The 18,904-nt window shown below is 56.6% G+C and carries 26 protein-coding genes and 1 tRNA gene; 16 read left to right on the plus strand and 11 right to left on the minus strand.

Annotated features, from left to right (window positions below; genetic code table 11):
- Nucleotides 1-63: 63 nt before the first annotated feature.
- Genes GOW92_RS03495 through nthA form a run of 3 tightly spaced genes read right to left on the minus strand, consistent with a single transcriptional unit; the run spans nt 64 to nt 1,684 of the window.
- The gene (locus GOW92_RS03495) at nt 64-399 is read right to left on the minus strand and encodes a nitrile hydratase accessory protein (protein WP_170558031.1); all 336 of its coding nucleotides are present in this window, start codon (nt 397-399) and stop codon (nt 64-66) included.
- A complete protein-coding gene (gene nthB, locus GOW92_RS03500; protein ID WP_170558033.1) occupies nt 396-1,073 on the minus strand; it encodes a nitrile hydratase subunit beta in 678 nt (225 codons plus the stop codon). Before nthB ends, GOW92_RS03495 begins: the two co-directional genes overlap by 4 nt.
- A complete protein-coding gene (gene nthA / locus GOW92_RS03505; protein ID WP_170558035.1) occupies nt 1,070-1,684 on the minus strand; it encodes a nitrile hydratase subunit alpha in 615 nt (204 codons plus the stop codon). The genes nthB and nthA overlap by 4 nt, the downstream gene beginning before the upstream one ends.
- Before the next feature lie 150 nt (nt 1,685-1,834).
- Between nthA and secG the strand changes: the two genes are divergently transcribed.
- The 11 genes from secG (at nt 1,835) to GOW92_RS03560 (ending at nt 10,722) form a co-directional block, all read left to right on the plus strand.
- Nucleotides 1,835-2,200 (plus strand): preprotein translocase subunit SecG, encoded by a 366-nt coding sequence (secG, locus tag GOW92_RS03510; RefSeq protein ID WP_170412006.1) that lies wholly within the window; start codon nt 1,835-1,837, stop codon nt 2,198-2,200.
- 158 nt (nt 2,201-2,358) lie between these two features.
- Nucleotides 2,359-4,002: a CTP synthase gene (locus tag GOW92_RS03515; RefSeq protein WP_170558037.1), complete on the plus strand. Its 1,644-nt coding sequence runs from the start codon at nt 2,359-2,361 to the stop codon at nt 4,000-4,002.
- A gap of 123 nt (nt 4,003-4,125) precedes the next feature.
- Nucleotides 4,126-4,608, plus strand: coding sequence for a bacterioferritin (locus GOW92_RS03520; RefSeq protein ID WP_170558038.1), 483 nt, complete (start codon nt 4,126-4,128; stop codon nt 4,606-4,608).
- Nucleotides 4,609-4,768: 160 nt separating this feature from the next.
- The gene (locus GOW92_RS03525; RefSeq protein WP_170558039.1) at nt 4,769-5,545 is read left to right on the plus strand and encodes an isocitrate lyase/PEP mutase family protein; all 777 of its coding nucleotides are present in this window, start codon (nt 4,769-4,771) and stop codon (nt 5,543-5,545) included.
- A 114-nt stretch (nt 5,546-5,659) separates the two neighbouring features.
- The gene (locus GOW92_RS03530) at nt 5,660-6,109 is read left to right on the plus strand and encodes a TerB family tellurite resistance protein (protein WP_170558040.1); all 450 of its coding nucleotides are present in this window, start codon (nt 5,660-5,662) and stop codon (nt 6,107-6,109) included.
- 20 nt (nt 6,110-6,129) lie between these two features.
- Nucleotides 6,130-6,567 (plus strand): TerB family tellurite resistance protein, encoded by a 438-nt coding sequence (locus GOW92_RS03535; protein WP_170558041.1) that lies wholly within the window; start codon nt 6,130-6,132, stop codon nt 6,565-6,567.
- Between the two features lie 5 nt (nt 6,568-6,572).
- Entirely contained in the window at nt 6,573-7,316 is a 744-nt protein-coding gene (locus tag GOW92_RS03540) for a phosphate/phosphite/phosphonate ABC transporter substrate-binding protein (protein WP_170559328.1), read from the plus strand.
- A 125-nt stretch (nt 7,317-7,441) separates the two neighbouring features.
- Nucleotides 7,442-8,218: an ABC transporter ATP-binding protein gene (locus GOW92_RS03545; protein WP_170558043.1), complete on the plus strand. Its 777-nt coding sequence runs from the start codon at nt 7,442-7,444 to the stop codon at nt 8,216-8,218.
- A gap of 31 nt (nt 8,219-8,249) precedes the next feature.
- Complete coding sequence (locus tag GOW92_RS03550; protein WP_170558045.1) at nt 8,250-8,963, plus strand: transporter substrate-binding domain-containing protein; 714 nt, start codon at nt 8,250-8,252, stop codon at nt 8,961-8,963.
- A gap of 68 nt (nt 8,964-9,031) precedes the next feature.
- On the plus strand, nt 9,032-9,919 hold the full coding sequence (locus GOW92_RS03555; protein ID WP_170559330.1) for an ABC transporter permease: 888 nt from the start codon (nt 9,032-9,034) through the stop codon (nt 9,917-9,919).
- Nucleotides 9,916-10,722 (plus strand): ABC transporter permease, encoded by an 807-nt coding sequence (locus GOW92_RS03560; protein WP_170558047.1) that lies wholly within the window; start codon nt 9,916-9,918, stop codon nt 10,720-10,722. The genes GOW92_RS03555 and GOW92_RS03560 overlap by 4 nt, the downstream gene beginning before the upstream one ends.
- 92 nt (nt 10,723-10,814) lie before the next feature.
- Here the strand turns inward: GOW92_RS03560 and GOW92_RS03565 are convergent.
- Both GOW92_RS03565 and GOW92_RS03570 read right to left on the minus strand, forming a co-directional pair.
- Nucleotides 10,815-10,891, minus strand: a tRNA-His gene (locus GOW92_RS03565).
- A 47-nt stretch (nt 10,892-10,938) separates the two neighbouring features.
- A complete protein-coding gene (locus GOW92_RS03570; RefSeq protein ID WP_170558049.1) occupies nt 10,939-11,421 on the minus strand; it encodes a GNAT family N-acetyltransferase in 483 nt (160 codons plus the stop codon).
- Nucleotides 11,422-11,498: 77 nt separating this feature from the next.
- On the opposite strand from GOW92_RS03570, the gene GOW92_RS03575 reads away from it, so the two are divergent.
- On the plus strand, nt 11,499-11,687 hold the full coding sequence (locus GOW92_RS03575; protein ID WP_170558051.1) for a DUF6324 family protein: 189 nt from the start codon (nt 11,499-11,501) through the stop codon (nt 11,685-11,687).
- A gap of 4 nt (nt 11,688-11,691) precedes the next feature.
- Here the strand turns inward: GOW92_RS03575 and GOW92_RS03580 are convergent, their stop codons facing one another.
- A complete protein-coding gene (locus tag GOW92_RS03580; protein WP_170558053.1) occupies nt 11,692-12,123 on the minus strand; it encodes an MmcB family DNA repair protein in 432 nt (143 codons plus the stop codon).
- A gap of 114 nt (nt 12,124-12,237) precedes the next feature.
- Here GOW92_RS03580 and GOW92_RS03585 point away from each other — a divergent pair, with 114 nt between their 5' ends.
- Nucleotides 12,238-12,558 (plus strand): ArsR/SmtB family transcription factor, encoded by a 321-nt coding sequence (locus GOW92_RS03585; protein ID WP_170558055.1) that lies wholly within the window; start codon nt 12,238-12,240, stop codon nt 12,556-12,558.
- Nucleotides 12,555-12,980 carry an SRPBCC family protein gene (locus GOW92_RS03590; RefSeq protein WP_170558057.1) on the plus strand — a complete coding sequence of 142 codons (426 nt, stop codon included), beginning with the start codon at nt 12,555-12,557 and terminating at the stop codon, nt 12,978-12,980. Before GOW92_RS03585 ends, GOW92_RS03590 begins: the two co-directional genes overlap by 4 nt.
- A 255-nt stretch (nt 12,981-13,235) precedes the next feature.
- On the opposite strand, the gene GOW92_RS03595 is transcribed toward GOW92_RS03590, so the two are convergent.
- A complete protein-coding gene (locus tag GOW92_RS03595; protein WP_170558059.1) occupies nt 13,236-13,532 on the minus strand; it encodes a hypothetical protein in 297 nt (98 codons plus the stop codon).
- A gap of 94 nt (nt 13,533-13,626) precedes the next feature.
- On the opposite strand from GOW92_RS03595, the gene GOW92_RS03600 reads away from it, so the two are divergent.
- A complete protein-coding gene (locus GOW92_RS03600; RefSeq protein WP_170558061.1) occupies nt 13,627-14,406 on the plus strand; it encodes a helix-turn-helix transcriptional regulator in 780 nt (259 codons plus the stop codon).
- A gap of 154 nt (nt 14,407-14,560) precedes the next feature.
- Here GOW92_RS03600 and nusB read toward each other — a convergent pair whose 3' ends face one another.
- The 4 genes from nusB to GOW92_RS03620 form a co-directional block, all read right to left on the minus strand.
- On the minus strand, nt 14,561-15,043 hold the full coding sequence (gene nusB / locus GOW92_RS03605; protein WP_170558064.1) for a transcription antitermination factor NusB: 483 nt from the start codon (nt 15,041-15,043) through the stop codon (nt 14,561-14,563).
- Entirely contained in the window at nt 15,040-15,591 is a 552-nt protein-coding gene (locus GOW92_RS03610; RefSeq protein WP_170558066.1) for a 6,7-dimethyl-8-ribityllumazine synthase, read from the minus strand. Before GOW92_RS03610 ends, nusB begins: the two co-directional genes overlap by 4 nt.
- A gap of 2 nt (nt 15,592-15,593) precedes the next feature.
- Nucleotides 15,594-16,715 carry a 3,4-dihydroxy-2-butanone-4-phosphate synthase gene (ribB, locus tag GOW92_RS03615; RefSeq protein WP_170558068.1) on the minus strand — a complete coding sequence of 374 codons (1,122 nt, stop codon included), beginning with the start codon at nt 16,713-16,715 and terminating at the stop codon, nt 15,594-15,596.
- A 112-nt stretch (nt 16,716-16,827) separates the two neighbouring features.
- Nucleotides 16,828-17,415 carry a riboflavin synthase gene (locus tag GOW92_RS03620; protein WP_170558070.1) on the minus strand — a complete coding sequence of 196 codons (588 nt, stop codon included), beginning with the start codon at nt 17,413-17,415 and terminating at the stop codon, nt 16,828-16,830.
- A 138-nt stretch (nt 17,416-17,553) separates the two neighbouring features.
- Between GOW92_RS03620 and GOW92_RS03625 the strand changes: the two genes are divergently transcribed.
- On the plus strand, nt 17,554-18,852 hold the full coding sequence (locus tag GOW92_RS03625; RefSeq protein ID WP_170558072.1) for a capsule biosynthesis protein: 1,299 nt from the start codon (nt 17,554-17,556) through the stop codon (nt 18,850-18,852).
- Nucleotides 18,853-18,904: the final 52 nt, after the last annotated feature.

Consider the following 18,904-nt stretch of genomic DNA (forward strand, 5'->3'; position numbering starts at 1 on the left):
CGTATAACGGGGGGAATGCGGTAGGGAAACCGGTAATTCGACGCAGTCGAGCAGTTCCAGTGCTTACTCGTCGGTAAGTCGCACCGGATCGCCGTGCGGGGTTGTCAAATACGCGTCTTCCCATGCGTTTCGCAGCCGGTTTACGGCGTCAGGTGTCGCAGTCCCCTGCTCAGCCAGTAACGTCTCGAGCGTTTCCAGCCACGCGAAAAAGTAATCGTCCCCGCCGTTCAACTCACGATCCAGACCGTGGCGTTTCAGGGTGTCCGAGAACCGCGCGGCCCATTCCGGCCAGTCGAACCGTCCGGCCTCGTTTAAAGCAACCGTCACAGCAAAGACCTGAGCGTGCCAGGGCTCCGCAAAGGCTGGTTCGGGGGCAGTATGAATTATGCAGTCGCTCATGCTGGTTCCAGATAGCTTTGCCAAAGATCCAAAACGACTTCATCTTGCGGGTGTTCGGGATTGGCCCAAAGCTCGGATGCCGGAAAAACCACGGCGTAAAGCGGCTCGGGGGCGTCTCCCAACTTATGAGCACTAGAGTCCGGCAGCACATACGTTCCGTGTATCATAAGGATTCGCCCTCTTGCCCCGGTGGCGTACATGGGCAAACGTGTATGCCCGCCGTCCACAAAGCGGTTCGCGGCTTGACGGGCGGTCACAACTTTTTGCCCCGGCTCAAATTTCACCCGCACATTTGAAGGGCGATCCGCAGGCCCGCCGCTGGCCAACACTTTTGCAACCGCGTCAGACTTCAACACGCGGCTTGTCAGGGGGTGTTTGTCGCCTGCTGTCTCGCCGCGCAGATCCTCATCTGTCAGCACGCCTGTTTCGACAAGAAGGTCCGCAAGCCCCGAAATCCACTTTTCGTAATAGGAAAATCGGGCGTAATCCTTGGGCGACAGCCTTTCGCGCGCGTGTCGGGACACATCAATATTCCACTGCCCAAGCGATCCCGCTGCCAGTGTTACGGCCAATGCCCTTGCATGCCAGTCTTCGGCAAAGACCGGTGCATCTTCGGGTTCAGGGTGCACAGGCCCATCGCCAAAGCGCCCGCCCATATCGTGAACTCGGGTCATGATGGCTCCTCTGGCAAACCGGTTCCGATCATGCTGTCGCGCGTGACAAGCCCCACCAATTCGTCTTCGCTCAGGCCATCCGTACCCAAAGGGCGCATTGGAAGTACAAGGTACCGTACCTCGGCAGTCGAATCCCAAACACGAACCGATGACGTTGTGGGCAAGGTCACCCCAAACTCTGCCAGCACCTTGCGGGGCTCACGTACTGCCCGCGCGCGATAGGCATCGGATTTATACCAACCTGGCGGAATCCCAAGCAGCGGCCACGGGTAACAGCTGCACAGGGTGCAAACGACCATGTTGTGCTGTTCGGGCGTGTTTTCGACGACAACCATGTGCTCGCCCTGACGCCCGTAAAAACCCAGATCGGCGACCACCGAAGTGGCATCTTTCAGCAACTCGGCTTTGAATTCCGGATCAACCCAGGCTTTGGCGACGACGCGTGCGCCGTTCTGAGGACCAATCTTGTTCTGATAGGTATCGATGATCTCATCCAATGCCGCAGGATCAATCAGACCCTTGCGCGTTAGAATCGTTTCCAGCGCCTTTACGCGAAGCGCAGGATCGGGCGGCAAAAGGGCGTGCGGGTGGTCGTGATCGTCATGTGGCATGGCCGCAGCCTGCGCGAGTTACAACCTTGCTGTCCAGTCCCTTTGCCGTGATCTGAAACATCACCGATCTTGATGCCAACTCCTCCCTTGCCCCCGCTGGCAAACTTGCATAGATACCACGCGATACACGCCACGCTGTACAGGAACACCATGGAAAACGTCGTTCTCATCATCCACCTCCTCCTGGCCCTGGGCCTGATTGCCGTTGTTCTGATGCAGCGGTCCGAAGGCGGTGGCCTTGGCATGGGTGGCGGTGGTGGCGGAGCCATGACCGGACGCGCAGCAGCGACCGCTCTGGGCAAGGTGACGTGGATCCTGGCTGCATGTTTCATCGTGACTTCAATCACGCTGACCATTTTGGCCGCACAGAAATCCTCGGGCAGCTCGGTAATTGACCGTTTGGGCGTTCCTGCGCCTGCACCGACCGAGGAAAGCACACCGGCGGTTCCGTCGGCTGACGATCTGCTGCCTCCGGCAGAGGGCGACAACGCGCCGCTGATCCCACAGGCCAACTGATCCACAAAACCTAGAAACTTGAAAGAGGACTGCAACAGCATCTTGCGGTTCTCTTGCGCTATGGGCGCGAATCCTTTATATGTGAAGTCCCGTGGTGCAGCGGTTTTTCGGAACCGTCGGGCAGCTGATTTTGACGTCTCACGGGAGCAGCCGAAAACATGGCGCGTTTTATTTTCATCACTGGTGGTGTGGTTTCGTCTTTGGGCAAAGGACTGGCTTCGGCGGCTTTGGGCGCGCTGTTGCAGGCCCGGGGATATTCGGTGCGTTTACGCAAGCTGGACCCCTATCTGAACGTCGATCCGGGTACGATGTCGCCATTTGAACATGGCGAAGTATTCGTAACTGATGACGGAGCCGAAACCGATCTGGACCTTGGCCATTATGAACGGTTTACGGGCGTTGCCGCACGCAAGACCGACTCGGTTAGTTCGGGTCGGATCTATTCCAACGTGCTCGAGAAAGAGCGCCGCGGCGATTACCTCGGCAAAACAATTCAGGTGATCCCTCACGTCACCAACGAGATCAAAGATTTCATCGCCATCGGTGAGGATGAGGTCGATTTCATGCTTTGCGAAATCGGCGGCACCGTCGGCGATATCGAAGGTCTGCCCTTCTTCGAGGCCATCCGCCAGTTCAGTCAGGACAAGCCGCGTGGCCAGTGCCTGTTTATGCACCTGACGCTGCTGCCTTACATCAAAGCCTCCGGTGAGCTGAAAACCAAACCAACCCAACACTCGGTCAAGGAACTGCGTTCGATTGGCCTGGCGCCCGATATTCTGGTTTGCCGCTCGGAAGGCCCGATCCCGACGAAAGAGCGTGAGAAACTTGCTCTGTTCTGTAACGTCCGCCCCGATAGCGTGATCGCAGCGCAGGATTTGTCGACTATCTACGACGCTCCGCTGGCCTATCACCGCGAGGGTCTGGATCAGGCCGTTTTGGACGCGTTCCAGATCAGCCCTGCCCCCAAACCCGATCTTGCCAAGTGGGAGGACGTAAGCGACCGCATCCACAACGCCGAAGGCGAAGTGAAGGTTGCCATCGTCGGAAAATATACCCAGCTTGAAGACGCCTATAAGTCGATCGCCGAGGCCCTGACACATGGTGGCATGGCCAATCGGGTTCGCGTCAAGGTCGAATGGGTCGACGCCGAGGTGTTCGATACTGAAGACGCTGCCCCTCATCTGGAAGGGTTCCACGCGATCCTTGTCCCCGGCGGATTTGGCGAACGCGGCACCGAAGGCAAGATCAAGGCAGCCCAATACGCACGCGAACACAAGGTTCCCTATCTTGGCATCTGCCTAGGTATGCAGATGGCCGTGATCGAAGCTGCGCGAAATGCGGCAGGGATCACCGAAGCAGGTTCGGAAGAATTCGACCACGAGGCCGGGAAAAAGCGTTTTGAACCAGTTGTTTACCACCTGAAAGAGTGGGTCCAGGGCAACCACAAGGTCGAACGTAAGGTCGGTGACGATAAAGGCGGCACAATGCGTTTGGGTGCGTATGACGCAGTTCTGGCCGATGGCTCAAAAGTGGCCGAGGTGTATGGCGGCACCAATATCGAAGAACGCCACCGGCACCGCTATGAGGTGGACATCAAGTATCGCGACAAGCTGGAAAAAGCTGGCCTGAACTTCTCGGGTATGTCTCCTGATGGCCGTCTGCCAGAAATCGTAGAATGGTCGGATCACCCGTGGTTCATCGGCGTACAGTACCATCCGGAACTGAAGTCCAAGCCATTTGATCCACACCCCCTGTTCCGCGACTTTGTCCGCGCAGCGAAAGACACCTCGCGCCTCGTTTAAGTGGTGTCTGTGTCGGACTGTCACCCCGCATTGTCTTGCGGGGTGTAACCTCCTAACTATTTGAATAAGCAGGTCCGCCTGCGGTGCGCCTTAGATGCAGTTCAAAGATTTAGGAGATTTCAGATGAGCAACGCGACAACGATAACAAACCTCCAACAAGCGCTTCACATGGAAATGACCGCAGCGCATCAATACCAGCTGCATTCGCATGTACTGAACGATTGGGGTTTGGACATACTGGCCGAGAAGATGCGCGGCGAGATGCAGGAAGAGTTGGGGCACTCGGATGCCTATATCGAACGCATCCTGTTTCTGGGGGCCAAACCAGAGCTTGAGCTTCAAAAAAGCCCCAAGGCGGCGGACAGTCTCGAAGAGATGTTTACCGCGGACCTGAAGGATGAAATGGAAGCCATCGACTTCTACACCCAAGCTGCAGCACAAGCGGCCGAGGCTGGGGACGTCGGAACCCGAACCCTGTTTGAGCGAATATTGCTGGAGGAAGAAGGCCACAAGGCGTGGCTGGAGACCGAGTTGTCGCTGCTCAAGCGACTGGGTGAGCCGGCGTTCAGCGCCCGATACGTGTCGAGCACAGCCAGCGAAGACTGATTTCTCAGCGGCTAATCTCATCACGTCGCAAAAATCGGGCCAACAAACGTTGGCCCTTTTTCATTCGTCACCGCAAAGTGACGGCGTTCAGTAAGAAAACACTACTCGGGTTAAGTTCCTCATGGTTACTGTGGGGCAAATAACGACAGGAGTGGCCGAAATGACCGATCAAATCCAACGCGCTGAAACCTTTGCGGCCCTACACAGAAAGGGCGATCCGGTCATCCTCTATAACATCTGGGACGCGGGCAGCGCCGGTGCTGTGCGGGATGCGGGTGCCAAGGCTGTGGCGACCGGCAGCGCGCCAGTGGCAATGGCGCAAGGATTTGGCGACGGCCAGAATATCCCCTTGGATGTCGCCCTGGACAACGCCCGCCGAATCGTAAGCGCCGTTGATCTTCCTGTCTCATTGGATTTCGAGGGGGCCTATGCCGAGGACGCGGTGGGGGTTATCGCCAATGTCCAGAGCGCGCTTGAGACTGGTGTTGTCGGCTTCAACTTCGAAGACCAGATTGTCGGCACCAAGGACCTGTACGATATCGAAACCCAAGCGGCCCGCGTTAGCGCAATGCGCGAAGGCTGTGACGTTGCTGGAGTCCCCGCATTTATCAACGCCCGAACCGACATCTTCCTGAAGGCTGCGCCGGACACCCACGACGAGGCAATGCTAGACGATGCCATGGCCCGTGCCAAAGCTTACGCCGACGCGGGCGCCAGCGGGTTTTTCGCACCGGGTCTCAAAGACGAAGGCATGATCGCCCGGCTTTGCGATTCGACTGATTTGCCTGTGAACATCATCGCCCTGCCCGGTACTCCGGATACTGCGACGCTTGCAGCGCTGGGTGTTGCCCGGATCAGTTATGGACCAGTGCCGTACCGCCAGATGCTAGGCTGGTTCCAGGAACAGGCGAAACAGGCGCTGCGTTCCGGGGCCTAGCCAGCCAGCGGGCAGATACCGATACAAGCGGATACCGGCAAAGTTGTGACCATTCACGGCTATGACGGGTAGTCAAAGCTTGGCGGCCCACAAAATATGGAATAACCTCGCGGTATGTTGAAAAAATTCCTTCAGGCGTTCCGCCCGCCACAACACGATCATTTGCCTGACCCCGATGCCGAACTGGCCTTGGGTGCTTTGATGGTGCGCGTGGCGCAGGCTGATCGGGACTACAAGCTGGAAGAAATCAGCTTGATCGACCGCATCCTTGCGCGGCTCTACCAGCACAACGCGATTGAAGCCGCCAAGGTCCGTGCCACCTGTGAAAAGTTGCACGCCGCTGCGCCCGACACCGATACGTTCGGCAAGTTGATCCGCGAAACGACGGACCTGCAAGAACGTCTGGCGGCGCTGGATGCCTTGTGGGAAGTCGTTCTCGCCGACGGTAATTCGGACGAAGGTGAAATGAAGATCGTCGAAGAGGCCCGAATTGCCATGGGCCTGAGCTTTAAAGACAGCCAAAATGCGCATGAACGGGTACAAACGCGCTTGGATCAAAAGTAGTCCGCTTCTATATCGATCTTATGTTCAGCGATTTTCTCTCCCGACTCACGCAGCCTCAGCCTGACCCGCTTGCCGATAGCGACGCGCGTCTGGCCCTGACGGCCCTTCTGGTGCGCATCGCCCGGTCCGACAACGATTACGCCGACAGTGAAATGGCACGAATCGATCGGATATCGACGGAACGGTATGGCCTGTCCCCTTTTGAGGCCGCAGCCTTGCGCGCCCGTGCTGAGGATCTTGAAGCCGAAGCCCCCGATACAGTCCGCTTTACCCGCGCTATCAAAGAGGCCGTCGCCTACGACGACCGCCTGGCCGTGGTTCAGGCGATGTGGTCGGTTGCACTGGCTGACGGCCATCGCACCGGCGAAGAAGATTCGCTGCTGCGTCTGGTGGTTAGCCTGTTGGGTGTCAGCGACGTCGATTCTGCTCTTGCCCGGCAAAAGGCAGCCAAATCGTGATTGCTATGCTGGGCATGTACGACATGCCCGCGCTGCAATCTGCCAACGATCGCTTTTGGTCGTTGATTCGAGGACATCTCGGCTTTGGCCCAATGCATCTGACTAGAGACGTCGATTTCTGGGATGTCTGGCACAGCCCTGATCTTGTTTTTTCCCAAACCTGCGGCATGCCTTATCGCACACGTTTGCATGGAAAAGTTCAGCTTATCGGTACACCGGACTATGGTTTGGCCGGATGCCCGGCGGGCTTCTACCGCTCGATTATCGTTGCCCGAAAAGACGATACCCGAGGTCTGGATCAGCTTGCCAACGGTACTTTTGCCTTCAATGAGGCGCTTTCGCAGTCCGGCTGGGCCGCACCCATGGTCCATCTATCCCGGCATAGCCGCCTTCCAAGTGCCGTGTTGGAAACCGGCGGTCATGCCCTTTCGGCAACTGCCGTGAAGGACGGCCGCGCGGATTATGCCGCGCTGGATGCACTGACCTGGGAACTGCTCAAAGAACATTCGAGTTTGGGCGACGAGCTCCGCGAGGTCGCCGCAACCGATCCTTCGCCTGCCCTGCCCTATATCACGGCCAACGGTCAGGATGTGCCCGAGGTTGCACTGGCAGTTCGCGCGGCAATCAACGATTTGTCATCCGCAGATCGAAAGCTGCTGCACCTGCGCGGTCTGGTCGCTATTCCGGTGGAGCATTACCTTGCTGTTCCCAACCCCTCCTCCAAGGCTGCCGTTTTGCTCGATCCGTGACCACTTTGGTCAGAACGTCTGGTCAATTTGACAGTTTATAGCCTGTTCCGTGTCATTTGCGCATTGCATTGCACTGAATTTTCAGCCCTAGTACCGCACCAACACCAATAACAACTGGACCACCCGTGACAGATTCCACTCCGGTCATCGAGATCAAGAACCTACACAAGAGCTTTGGCAATCTTGAGGTATTGAAAGGGGTGGATATCACCGCCAGACGCGGCGACGTCGTTTCTCTGATCGGCTCATCAGGGTCCGGAAAGTCGACACTTCTGCGTTGCTGCAACCTGTTGGAAGACAGCCAAGAGGGCGAAATTCTGTTCAAGGGCGAACCGGTCCGCTGGACCGGCAGCGCACATAACCGCCGGCCAGCCGATCCGAAACAGGTTCTGCGCATTCGCACGAACCTGTCTATGGTGTTTCAGCAGTTCAATCTTTGGGCCCACATGACCATCCTTCAAAACGTGATGGAGGCCCCGGTGACTGTTATGGGCCGCGACAAGGCCGAGGTTGAGGACAGCGCCCGCAGGTACCTGGAAAAGGTCGGTATCGGTGACAAATGCGATGTATACCCGGCGCAATTGTCGGGTGGTCAGCAGCAACGTGCCGCGATTGCGCGTGGCCTGTGCATGGAGCCTCAGGCCCTGTTGTTCGACGAACCCACATCGGCCCTGGATCCCGAGTTGGAACAGGAAGTTATCAAGGTAATCAAGGATCTGGCCTCTGAGGGTCGCACCATGATCATCGTGACGCATGACATGAAAATGGCTGCTGATATCTCAAGCCATGTTGTGTTCCTGCATCAAGGCCTTATCGAAGAAGAAGGCCTGCCGGAAGACATCTTTACGACCCCTGAATCCACGCGACTTCAGGGTTTCCTATCCGCCACCATGGCGGCATAAATTCAGGACAGAACCAAATAGGGGAGTAACAATGAAAAAACTGATTCTGACCACAGCAGCACTGGCGCTGGGCGCTGGAATGGCCATGGCGGACACCGTCCGTCTGGGCACCGAAGGTGCTTATGCGCCGTGGAACTTCGTCAACGACGCGGGCGAGATCGACGGATTCGAGCGTGAGCTGGGCGATGAGCTGTGCAAGCGTGCCAGCCTGGATTGCGAATGGGTCAAGAACGACTGGGATTCGATCATCCCGAACTTGGTCTCAGGCAACTACGATGCCATCATCGCAGGCATGTCGATCACCGACGAGCGTGACGAAGTCATCGACTTCACCCAAAACTACACGCCGCCGGATCCGTCCGCCTATGTCGCCATGGCAGATGGTGTTGATCTGGCAGGCGGCGTGATCGCTGCACAAACCGGTACCATTCAGGCCGGCTACGTTGCCGATTCCGGCGCAACTCTGGTCGAGTTCGCAAGCCCTGAAGAAACCATTGCTGCCGTGCGCAATGGCGAAGCAGATGCCGTTCTGGCCGACAAATCCTTTCTGGTGCCCTTCACCGAAGACGGCTCGGGCCTGTTGTTTGTCGGTGACGAAGTCCCGCTGGGCGGTGGCGTCGGAATGGGTATCCGCGAATCCGACGGTGATCTGAAGGAAAAGTTCAACGCCGCCATTCAGTCCATGAAGGACGACGGGAGCCTGAACGAGCTGATCACCAAGTGGGAAGTGTCCTCGACCTTCTGATACATTCTGCGGCGCGCCTCCCCTAGGGCGCGCCGCCTCAGAGCCCTTGCCAGTCAAAGAGGCCCGCCATTTTCTCGTTCTGCACTGATCCCGATACGCTCGGCACGTTTCGTTGGTTTGCCTGTTACCTGACCAACGGTGTGCATTGGCTGTTCTACCTGTCCTTCTTCAAAGTCCTGCTGCTACTTGCCATCACCGCGCCGGTTGCCTTGGGATTTGGATTTCTGGGCGCCATGGCGGCCCGGTCGCACATCCTGCCGCTCTCCTTGATAGGTAAGGGCTATATCGCCATCGTGCGCGGAGTGCCGGATATCGCCTTCTTCATGTTCTTCGTGATCGCGCTGGACCAGGCGTTCGAATGGACTCGTCACAAGATTCTATGCCCGGAGTGGACCGACCCGATCCGGCAAGGCAATGACTTCATCGTCTGCCAGGCGGCAAAATTGCCGTTGGGAAGCGCACCAGAGTGGGTGCACGAGACCTATGGTTTCTTTCTGGCTGTCATCACCTTTTCCATCGTGTTTGGAGCCTTCGCCGCGAACGTCCTGTTTGGCGGCATGCAAGCCGTGCCTCATGCGCAACTGGAAACGGCCGAATCTTACGGTATGACTCGCCGCCAGACCTTTTGGCGCATTCTGGTGCCGCAAATGTGGGTATATGCCCTGCCCGGCCTGTCGAACCTGTGGATGGTACTGATCAAGGCCACTCCGTTGCTGTTCCTGCTGGGTATCGAAGACATTGTCTATTGGGCGCGCGAACTGGGTGCGTTCAAAAACCCGAAATTCACCCAATACCCACATGGCGATTGGCGCATGTGGTACTTCCTTGCTCTGCTTGTCTTCTATCTGGGCATGACCCGCGTCTCGGAAATCGGGCTTGAAAAGCTGATGCGCCGCTTGTCCCATGGTCAAGCGACCTCGGGCGGAGAGTTGCTGCGGAAGGAGACCACGGCATGAGCTGTATCCAAACTATACAGGACTACGGCCTGCGCTCGATCGGACTTGGTGAACGTGCAATTCCAAAAGCCGATTTTACTCTGTGCGAACAGTTCACTCTTATCGGCTCAGGCATGATCTGGAATATCTATTTCGGGATCATGGCGCTGATAACTGGCTTCTTTTTGGCCACGGCGCTGGCAGTGGGCAAGGCATCCACTAACAAATGGCTGCGTAAACCGTCCGAGTGGTTCATCTTCCTGTTCCGGGGTTCTCCCCTGTTCATCCAATTCTTCTTTGCCTATTTCTTCTTTCTGTCGCTCAAGCAAAGCTTCCCGTTTCTGGATGCTTTGACTTCTGCGTGGCTGGGTGCGCTGATTGTGCTGTTTTTCAACACAGCAGCCTACTCGGGTGAGATTTTCTATGGCGCGCTGCGATCCATCCCTAAGGGCGATATAGAGGCCGCTGACGCATATGGCATGACCGGTTGGGCGCGTTTCCGGCGCATTATCTGGCCAACCATGCTACGGCTGGCCTGGCCCGCCTACACCAATGAAGCGATCTTCCTGTTCCACGCCACAACGCTAGTCTTCTTCTCGGCCTTCCCGGTCTGGCAGCAACGGGGCGACGCGCTGTACTACGCGGGTTATTTTGCGGACAAAACATTCAACCCCTTCATCCCCTATCCGATTCTGGCTTTTTACTTCATCCTGCTATCGCTGGCGGTAATCGGCCTGTTCGGGTTGGTAAACAAACAGCTGAACCGCCACCTGCCCACGACCAAGCGCAGCAAAGTGAAGCTGAAACTGAACCTGGCGCGCTGATTTCAGGCGCGCCAATCGGTTTTCCGTTCTCAACACAACAAGGCACCCAACAGTTCGAACTCTGAGCTGCATCATGGTCGATTTGGGGGAAATGGTACCGCCTCCCTGGCTTGAACAGGGGACCTCTGGATCCACAATCCAGCGCTCTAACCAACTGAGCTAAGGCGGCACTCGTGAGGGGCGATGTACCGAACACGCACTCGGAATGCAAGAGGATTAAAGACGAATTTCCCAGCTTTGTTCGACTAGATCGCAGCCAAAGGAATGAACCTTTTTACTGCCGGTCAATTGCCATCCGGACGCCCTGTAAAGCGCACAGGCAGCCCGATGACTTTCATGAGTCCACAGCGCCATTTCGCTGTAGCCGGCGCTGCGCGCAAACCCCATGCATGTCTCTAGCATGCGCTTACCCAAGCCCTGCCCGCGGGCCTCTGGCATCAGCAGAAACAACCTCAGCTTTGCAGTGTGGTCATCAAGCGCAACGCAAAAGATACTGCCAAGGCGTACGCCATCCTGCTCGGCGATCCAGCCTCGCTCTCGTGTCGGATCGTGCGCGTCGAGGAATTCCGTCAGTATCCGTTCAACGAGGGGCGCGAAAGTGTCATCGAACCCCTCGTCCCGTTGATAAAGAAAGCCATGTTGTTCGACCAACCAGGGCGCATCATCTGGGCGGAAAGGTCTGATCAGAACATCATCCATACCCTACCTGACCGCAAAGGCAGCTTGATTCTCAACCCTTTGCGCGCTAGCAGGAATGCTCAGTCCCGGAGGCGAGTATGGGCATCAACACCGAACGTGACATTCAGGCAAACCTTCAGATCGGCCCGACCGACCAAGGCATGGTGCGCCTGTTCATCGAGGCCGACGGCATCGAAGTTCCGATGGACTTCGAACCTGAAGAAGCGGAAGAAATCGCAGAGGAAATCCTAGCCGCCGTGCAAGCCGCCCGGATCGTAAAAGACTGATAATTCAGATTCTTGGATCGCGCAGTGCCTGCAACCTGCGGGCTGTATCTGTTGCAAACTTCTGAATCATCTTCTTGCGCCGCGCAGGTGCCAGCTTATCTTCCGGGGCCATTCGAATGATTTCGGCGTCATACGCATCTGCGATGATCAGACCGGTCTCTACTGGCAACAAATCTGTCGGAAAATCGGTGTCCACCGCCCAAAAAAAGCGGTCGCACCAATCCAGATACCCCTGCCATTTAGAATCCGTCAGATAATCGGCGCGACTGGATTTACACTCAATTACCCATAATTCCCCTTTGGGTCCTAGCCCCATGACGTCAACACGCAGACCGCGCGTGGGAACGAATTCCTCAACGGATACAAAGCCATGCGTCAGCAAGTGGCGCGAAACCCCGCGGGCCAGTTTTTGTCCGGGCTGTAAATCCAGTGTCATATCCGAAATGTGAACAATTCGTGAACAAAAATCAAGCACCTCAAAGGACTTGACATGATACCATTTGGTATCTCATAAAACAGATACCAAATGGTATCACTTATGAGGTGACCAATGCAGACTCAAACTCAAAACGCATTTCGCGCACTGGCCGACCCTACCCGCCGCGAAATTGTCCAGATCCTGGCGTCTCAGGATATGACGATCGCGCAGTTGACGGATCAGTTCGATATGACACGCGCCGCGGTAAAAAAGCACCTGACGGTTCTTTCTGATGGCGGCCTCATCACCGTCGAGGCGCGCGGACGCGAGCGTATCAACCGACTGGAGCCAATAGGTATGGCCCCCATCCTCGATTGGTTCAGCTATTTTGACCAGTTCTGGGACGATCGTCTGAACAATCTGAAAGAAGCTATTGAGAGGAAAGAAAGATGACAAAAACAGTTCTGCAAAAAACGATTTTCCTAAGGGCCGAGCCGGAAACCGTTTGGGCCTATTTGACCGAACCCGCCCGATTGGCTGAATGGTTTCACAAACCCGAACAACTGCTTGCCGCCGGTCAAAAGCTGGAAATGTTCGGTACGTCCAGCGGCGACCTTCTGATCTGGGGTGAGGTACGTGCTGCGCGCCCACCAGAATACCTGGAATACACGTTTACAATCAAACCCATGGGAGACGCCGTCAGCGTCGTGAAATGGACACTGGACCCGGTTCCGGGCGGCACCCGTCTGGGGCTGGTGCACGAAGGGCTGCCACAAGGCGCAGAGGCATTTGGCCTGATCCTTGCACTCGATGACGGTTGGGACGAACATTTAGGCAAGATGCGCAAGGCCCTGCACGAAACTGTTGACGCCTGACCCCTTGTGCAAACCCGCCGCAACCCCTAATTAGGCCCGTGGCGGGTTCTGCCCTTCTTGTGATTGGTAGCATTCTGGTGGCCTTAAGCAATTCCGAGGGGGCTGGCTCTGTTCAGGTCCTGGCCTGATTACCTGGCGCCCACCTGTACATACAGGTCCTCGGGAATCACACCGCACGGTTGACTGGTGGTCCCGCCACAAAAACTTGCCTCTCGCCTTGTCTTCGAGAGTTTCCGTTTTCCGAAATAGGTCCTGTCAGTTCTTGTCCACCGCCACACGGACGGGTTCAAACTTGGCGGCGATGGGTGTGCCACCCCGGGGTCCCTTTGGCTTTTCAGCCATGCTCATAATCGCGTAGGCAAACTGAACACCGGCGAATACGATCCCGTTCATGAACCAGATCATTGCCAGAGCAATCAGCCCGATCTCAGACCCGAAAATCAGGCCGCGCAGGTTGGCCACGTTCAACGCCAGAAGTACTCCGACAAACACGGCTGAGATGACAAATCCCCATGCAACCTGAGTGATATACAAACGGACCAGCTTGGGCATAATAAAGCTCCTTGTCTGATACCGTGATGATAGCGCATGCTCAGGCTGAGTAAACTGCGGCCCCTAGGGGTGCGACACTATATTCGGAGCTTCAATGAATGCCCTCAGCCTGTTCACGCTTGATCTTCTCGAAGAGCTGTCATTGCGCCATGATGATCAGGAACGGTGGGAGTTCACGTTAGACCGTCTGACTGAGATCGGATTTAACGCCCTGAACATGCTTTGCTTCACACCCGAGACTGGCGCCATTCATTGGGTTCGAAGTTCAATGTCCAAAGGTTGGCTGAACCGCTATGACAGCCAAGGTTATGCCGAAGCGGATCCGATGCTGGCGCAAGTTCAAAATGGCAAAGAAAGCCTCTACGTGCAGGCCGCAAGCCTCCGGTCCGCGGACGGCCATTCCTCCAAGGCGCTGGGTCTGAACCACGATCTGGAAAAGGCCGGATATATTCACCTTTACTCTCTGGTGGTTCCCTGCCCTAACAACGAGGCCAAGTTGGTGGTTCTGTCATCGGACCGACCGGACGCCGAGGCTCAAATGACCGAGCGGCACCGCGAAATGCGTGTCCTGGCAACCGTACTGGCAACTAATCTGGGATCGGATATCCCCAGCAATCACGGTCGTGTGTACGACATCACAAGCATCGCTCCAACCACTCCGGACCTGACACCGCGAGAGCTGCAGGTCCTGAACCTTTTGGCTCTTGGGCACCGAAACGATAGAATCGCCGAACTATTGAACCTCTCGGAAGTTACGGTACGAACCCATTTGAAGAATGCGCGCGAAAAACTGAGAGCCCCGACCAGAGAATCCGCACTAGTCCGAGCGATGCAACTTGGCCTGATCAATCCGCCGGGCTATCGGAATCGATAGGTGGCACGCCGGATGCGTTCCGATAAAATGCTGGTGTCTTTGGAAAAAACTGTGAGTGGTGGAGGCCGAAGACTTGTTTAAACAAACATATTATTAGATTTCAGGCGCAGCGCCTTGTGTGGCTGCGCCTTATTCATTTGGATTACGGCCTTACTCAAAACGCCTCGGGCTGGGCCTCGCGCGCCATGTGGTCCAGAACGGCGTTGACGAATTTCGGCTCTTTGCCTTCCGGGAAGAACGCGCGCGCCACATCAACGAACTCGGTAATTACAACCTTTGGTGGTGTATCGCTTTGCGTCAGTTCTGCCCCGGCCGCACGGAAGGTCGCGCGCAGGGTGGGGTCGATCCGCGCGATCGGCCATTTGGCGACCAGAGCGCGGTCTGTCATCTGGTCAATCGATGCCTGATAATTCACGGCATCCTGCACCAGCTTGCGAAAGACGCTGATATCGCCGTCCAGCATCTCATCACCTTCATAGACAGCACCAAACCGGTGATCCAGAAACTCGTTCACGACTGCTTCGGTCGTTTGTCCTGATTGCTCCATCTGGAACAGCGCCTGAACGGCATACAGCCGGGCGGCGGATTTCATCAGGCGTTTCTGGTTGGCCGGTTTCGGCGCGTCGGTCTGGGTCATGCTGTCGTGGGTCCGTTGCTGTCGCCCGCCACAAGGATGGACTCGGACGGCGGCTTGAAACCGACGCCCTTTTTCGAAGCGCCCCACTTACGGCTGAGTGCGATCAGATGCAAGGCCGCAGCGGCTGCGCCACCACCTTTATTCATCTTTTCTGGATTGGCGCGCACCTCGGCCTGATCGTCGTTCTCGACCGTCAGGATACCGTTACCGATAAGAAGACCCTGCAAACCCATCAACTGGATCGCACGGCTGGAATCATTGCACACCGTCTCATAATGCGTGGTCTCACCACGAATGACGCAACCCAACGCAACGTAGCCATCATAGTTGCACTGACGATCCGCCATTGCGATCGCCGTCGGGATTTCCAATGCGCCGGGCACCTCAATTACATCACATGTGCCGCCTGCCCCTTCAATTTCAGCCTTGGCGCCTGCGACCAGATTGTCGGCAATGGCGCGATAGAACGGAGCCACCACGACCAGCAGTTTCACCGGTTTGTCAAAGGTCGGTGTCGGCAATACGCCGTGTTTGTCTTGTTCAGCCACGATCAATCATCCTTGAGAATGGAGTGGGTGCCAACGATGGACAGGTCAAACGCATCGAGCCCCAGGTATTTTGTTTCCGGAGTATCGGTCAGCAAGATCAATTCCTGGATACCCAGCTTGGACAGAATCTGCGCCCCCAGACCAGTTTGCTTGATAGTGCGCGGACCTTCGTCATCGGTTGCATAAAGCGAGTTACGCGGCTCGCGGAACAAGCAAACCACGCCGCGCCCATTCGCAGCGATCTTTTCCATCGCTCGAGGCAGTTCTTGCGGGGATTTCGGGCCCAGACCCAGAATGTCGGGCGCCTCATGCAGTGCATGGGTTCGTGTCAATACCGGCTCGGGCGTGGTGATGTCACCTTTGATCAGGACAACATGCTCGATGCCATGTGTTTGATCGGTAAACAGGCGCATTTCCCATTCACCGCCATATTCCGACGTTACGGTCCTGCGTGAGGTTTCAACGACCAGGTTGTCGTTGCGCGAGCGATAGGTGATCAGGTCGCTGATCGTACCGATCTTCATGTCGTGCTCTTTTGCAAATGCAACCAGATCAGGCAGACGTGCCATAGTGCCGTCGGGCTTCATGATCTCGCAGATCACACCCGACGGGTTCAGCCCGGCCAGCCGTGAGATATCGACCGCCGCCTCGGTATGGCCCGCACGCACCAGCACCCCGCCCCGCTTGGCACGCAGCGGGAATATGTGGCCCGGTGTCGCGATGTGCGCCATCGTATTTTGCTCGTTGATCGCCGTTTTCACGGTCAGCGCGCGATCTGCTGCTGAGATGCCGGTTGACACGCCTTCGCGTGCCTCGATGGACACGGTAAACGCGGTTTCGTGACGGGATGAGTTGTTCACTGCCATCATCGGCAGGCCAAGGGTTTCGACGCGTTCCGCCGTCATCGGCAAACAGATCAAGCCCCGTCCGTGGGTGGCCATGAAGTTGATGGCTTCGGCATCCGCAAACTCGGCCGCGATGACCAGATCACCCTCGTTCTCCCGATCTTCATGGTCGACTAGGATGTACATCCGGCCCTTGCGCGCCTCTTCAATGATATCTTCGATCGGGCTGATCGCGTCGCGCAGCTGGGCCTCGACTGGGCCAGGGGTTTCAAAGCTCATGGGGCAGCCTTTCGCAAGAGCGTTTCTGACCGGCTGGATAGACCACCAAGCGTTCAAATACCAGAGCGCTTGCTGCTACACCCCGCTGAAACGCGACGTCTCAACCTGTGGTTCAGGACATCTCAGCCAAGCGGGCGACGTAGCGTGCCAGCGTGTCGATCTCAAGGTTTACCCGATCTCCGACAGAGACATCGCCCCAGGTCGTCACTTCTTTGGTGTGGGGGATGAAATTGATCCCAAAATCGCAGCCGTCCACGTCATTGACCGTCAGAGAGGTTCCGTTCAGCGCAACCGATCCCTTGGGCGCGATAAATCGGGCCAGTTCTTTGGGTGCACGCAGTGTTACACGGGTGCTGTCGCCTTCGTCCTGCAGCGCAACAACCTCAGCCACGCCGTCGACATGGCCGGAAACAATATGCCCGCCCAGCTCGTCCCCAACTTTGAGGGCGCGTTCCAGATTGACGCGCTGGCCGACGGTCCAGTTGTTCAGATTGGTTTTCGAAACAGTTTCGGCGCTGATCTGCACGTCGTACCAGTCGTCGCCAAGGGCAATTACGGTCAGGCAGACACCGTCACTGGCGATAGATGCTCCGATATCGATACCGGCAGTGTCATAATCCGTTTTAATCCGGGCGCGCAGATCTCCTTGCTGGTCCAGCTCGGTAACTATTCCGATATCGGTGACGATCCCTGTGAACATTGCTTATACCCTTAGTCTATAACCTGTGCGGATGTATCACAGCCGAGGTAAGGCCAAGAAACGCTGTGGGCAAGCCCTGCCTTGCCCAGATTGCTGTTAGCAGGCATAATTTCGGCACCAGAATAAAGAGCAGCAACTATGCACTCACTCACCACGGGCTCAGATCGCCGCGTGTTCCTGTTCTTGCAGGGACCACATGGCCCGTTTTTTAGCGCACTGGCGCGTACTTTGCGCGCCGCCGGTGCTGATACTCTGCGCGTGGGGTTCAACGCCGGCGATCAGGCATTCTGGTTTGACCGCAACACCTATATCCCGTTTCTGGATGGTCCCGAGCAGTGGCCCGAAACCCTAAAGGGGCTGATCCGCTCGCGGTCGGTCACGGACATTGTTTTGTATGGCGACACTCGCCCTGTTCATGCAAAAGCCGTGGAAGTCGCACGCGCAGTGGGCGTAACCATCCATGTCTTCGAAGAGGGGTATCTGCGCCCTTGGTGGGTCACTTACGAGCGCGACGGGTCGAATGGGCACTCACGCCTGATGTCACTGGACATCGCGCAGATGCAACATGCGCTTGATCAGTCAGAGGCACCGGTCCCACCGCCACCGTCCCATTGGGGGGATATGCGACAGCACATATTCTACGGCGCGCTATACCACTGGTTTGTTCTGTTTTTAAACAAGCGATACTCCAACTTCAAAACACACCGTGAAATGCCCGTGGCAAAAGAGTTCCGGCTGTATTTCAAGCGGCTTGCGCTGATGCCTTTCCACAGTATCAGACGTCTTTGGGCCACCATGCGCGTTCGACAAAGCGGTGCCCCCTATCACCTGGCCCTTTTGCAACTGGGCCATGACAGCTCGGTTCAGGCGCATTCAGACTATACCTGTATGTCAGGTTTCCTTGAGCATGTCATTTCCGGATTCGCCAAAGGCGCTCCGATCCATCACCATCTGGTGCTGAAAGAACATCCGCTTGAAAACCATCGCGAGCCACTGCGCCGCAGGGCGCGGGAAATAGCCCGCGCTCATAATGTGGCGGATCGCGTGCATTATGTTCCTGGCGGCAAACTGGCCCGATTGCTGGATGACGCGAACACAGCCGTAACGATCAACTCCACCGCAGGCCAACAAGTTCTCTGGCGCGGAATACCGTTGCGTAGCTTCGGGCGGTCCGTCTACGACAAACCCGAGTTTGTTTCACAGCAACCCTTGGCTCGGTTCTTTGCTGCCCCGGACATTCCGGACCACGAAGCCTATCGCGCCTACCGTCAGTTTCTATTGAAAACCAGCCAGTTACCTGGCGGGTTTTATTCACTTCGCGGGCGGCGTCAATTGCTGCGCCGAGCTGCCGACATGCTATTGCAGGCGCATGACCCTTATCAGTCCGTATTAGCCGGCAACGAGGCGCAGACGCCACAGTTGAAGCTTGTCGATTGAGCCGGACTGGTTGGTGCTGGATGTTGAACCATGAACGAGCTAAATTGACGCA

Source organism: Ruegeria atlantica (genome assembly GCF_013032505.1).
Lineage (GTDB): Bacteria > Pseudomonadota > Alphaproteobacteria > Rhodobacterales > Rhodobacteraceae > Ruegeria > Ruegeria atlantica_F.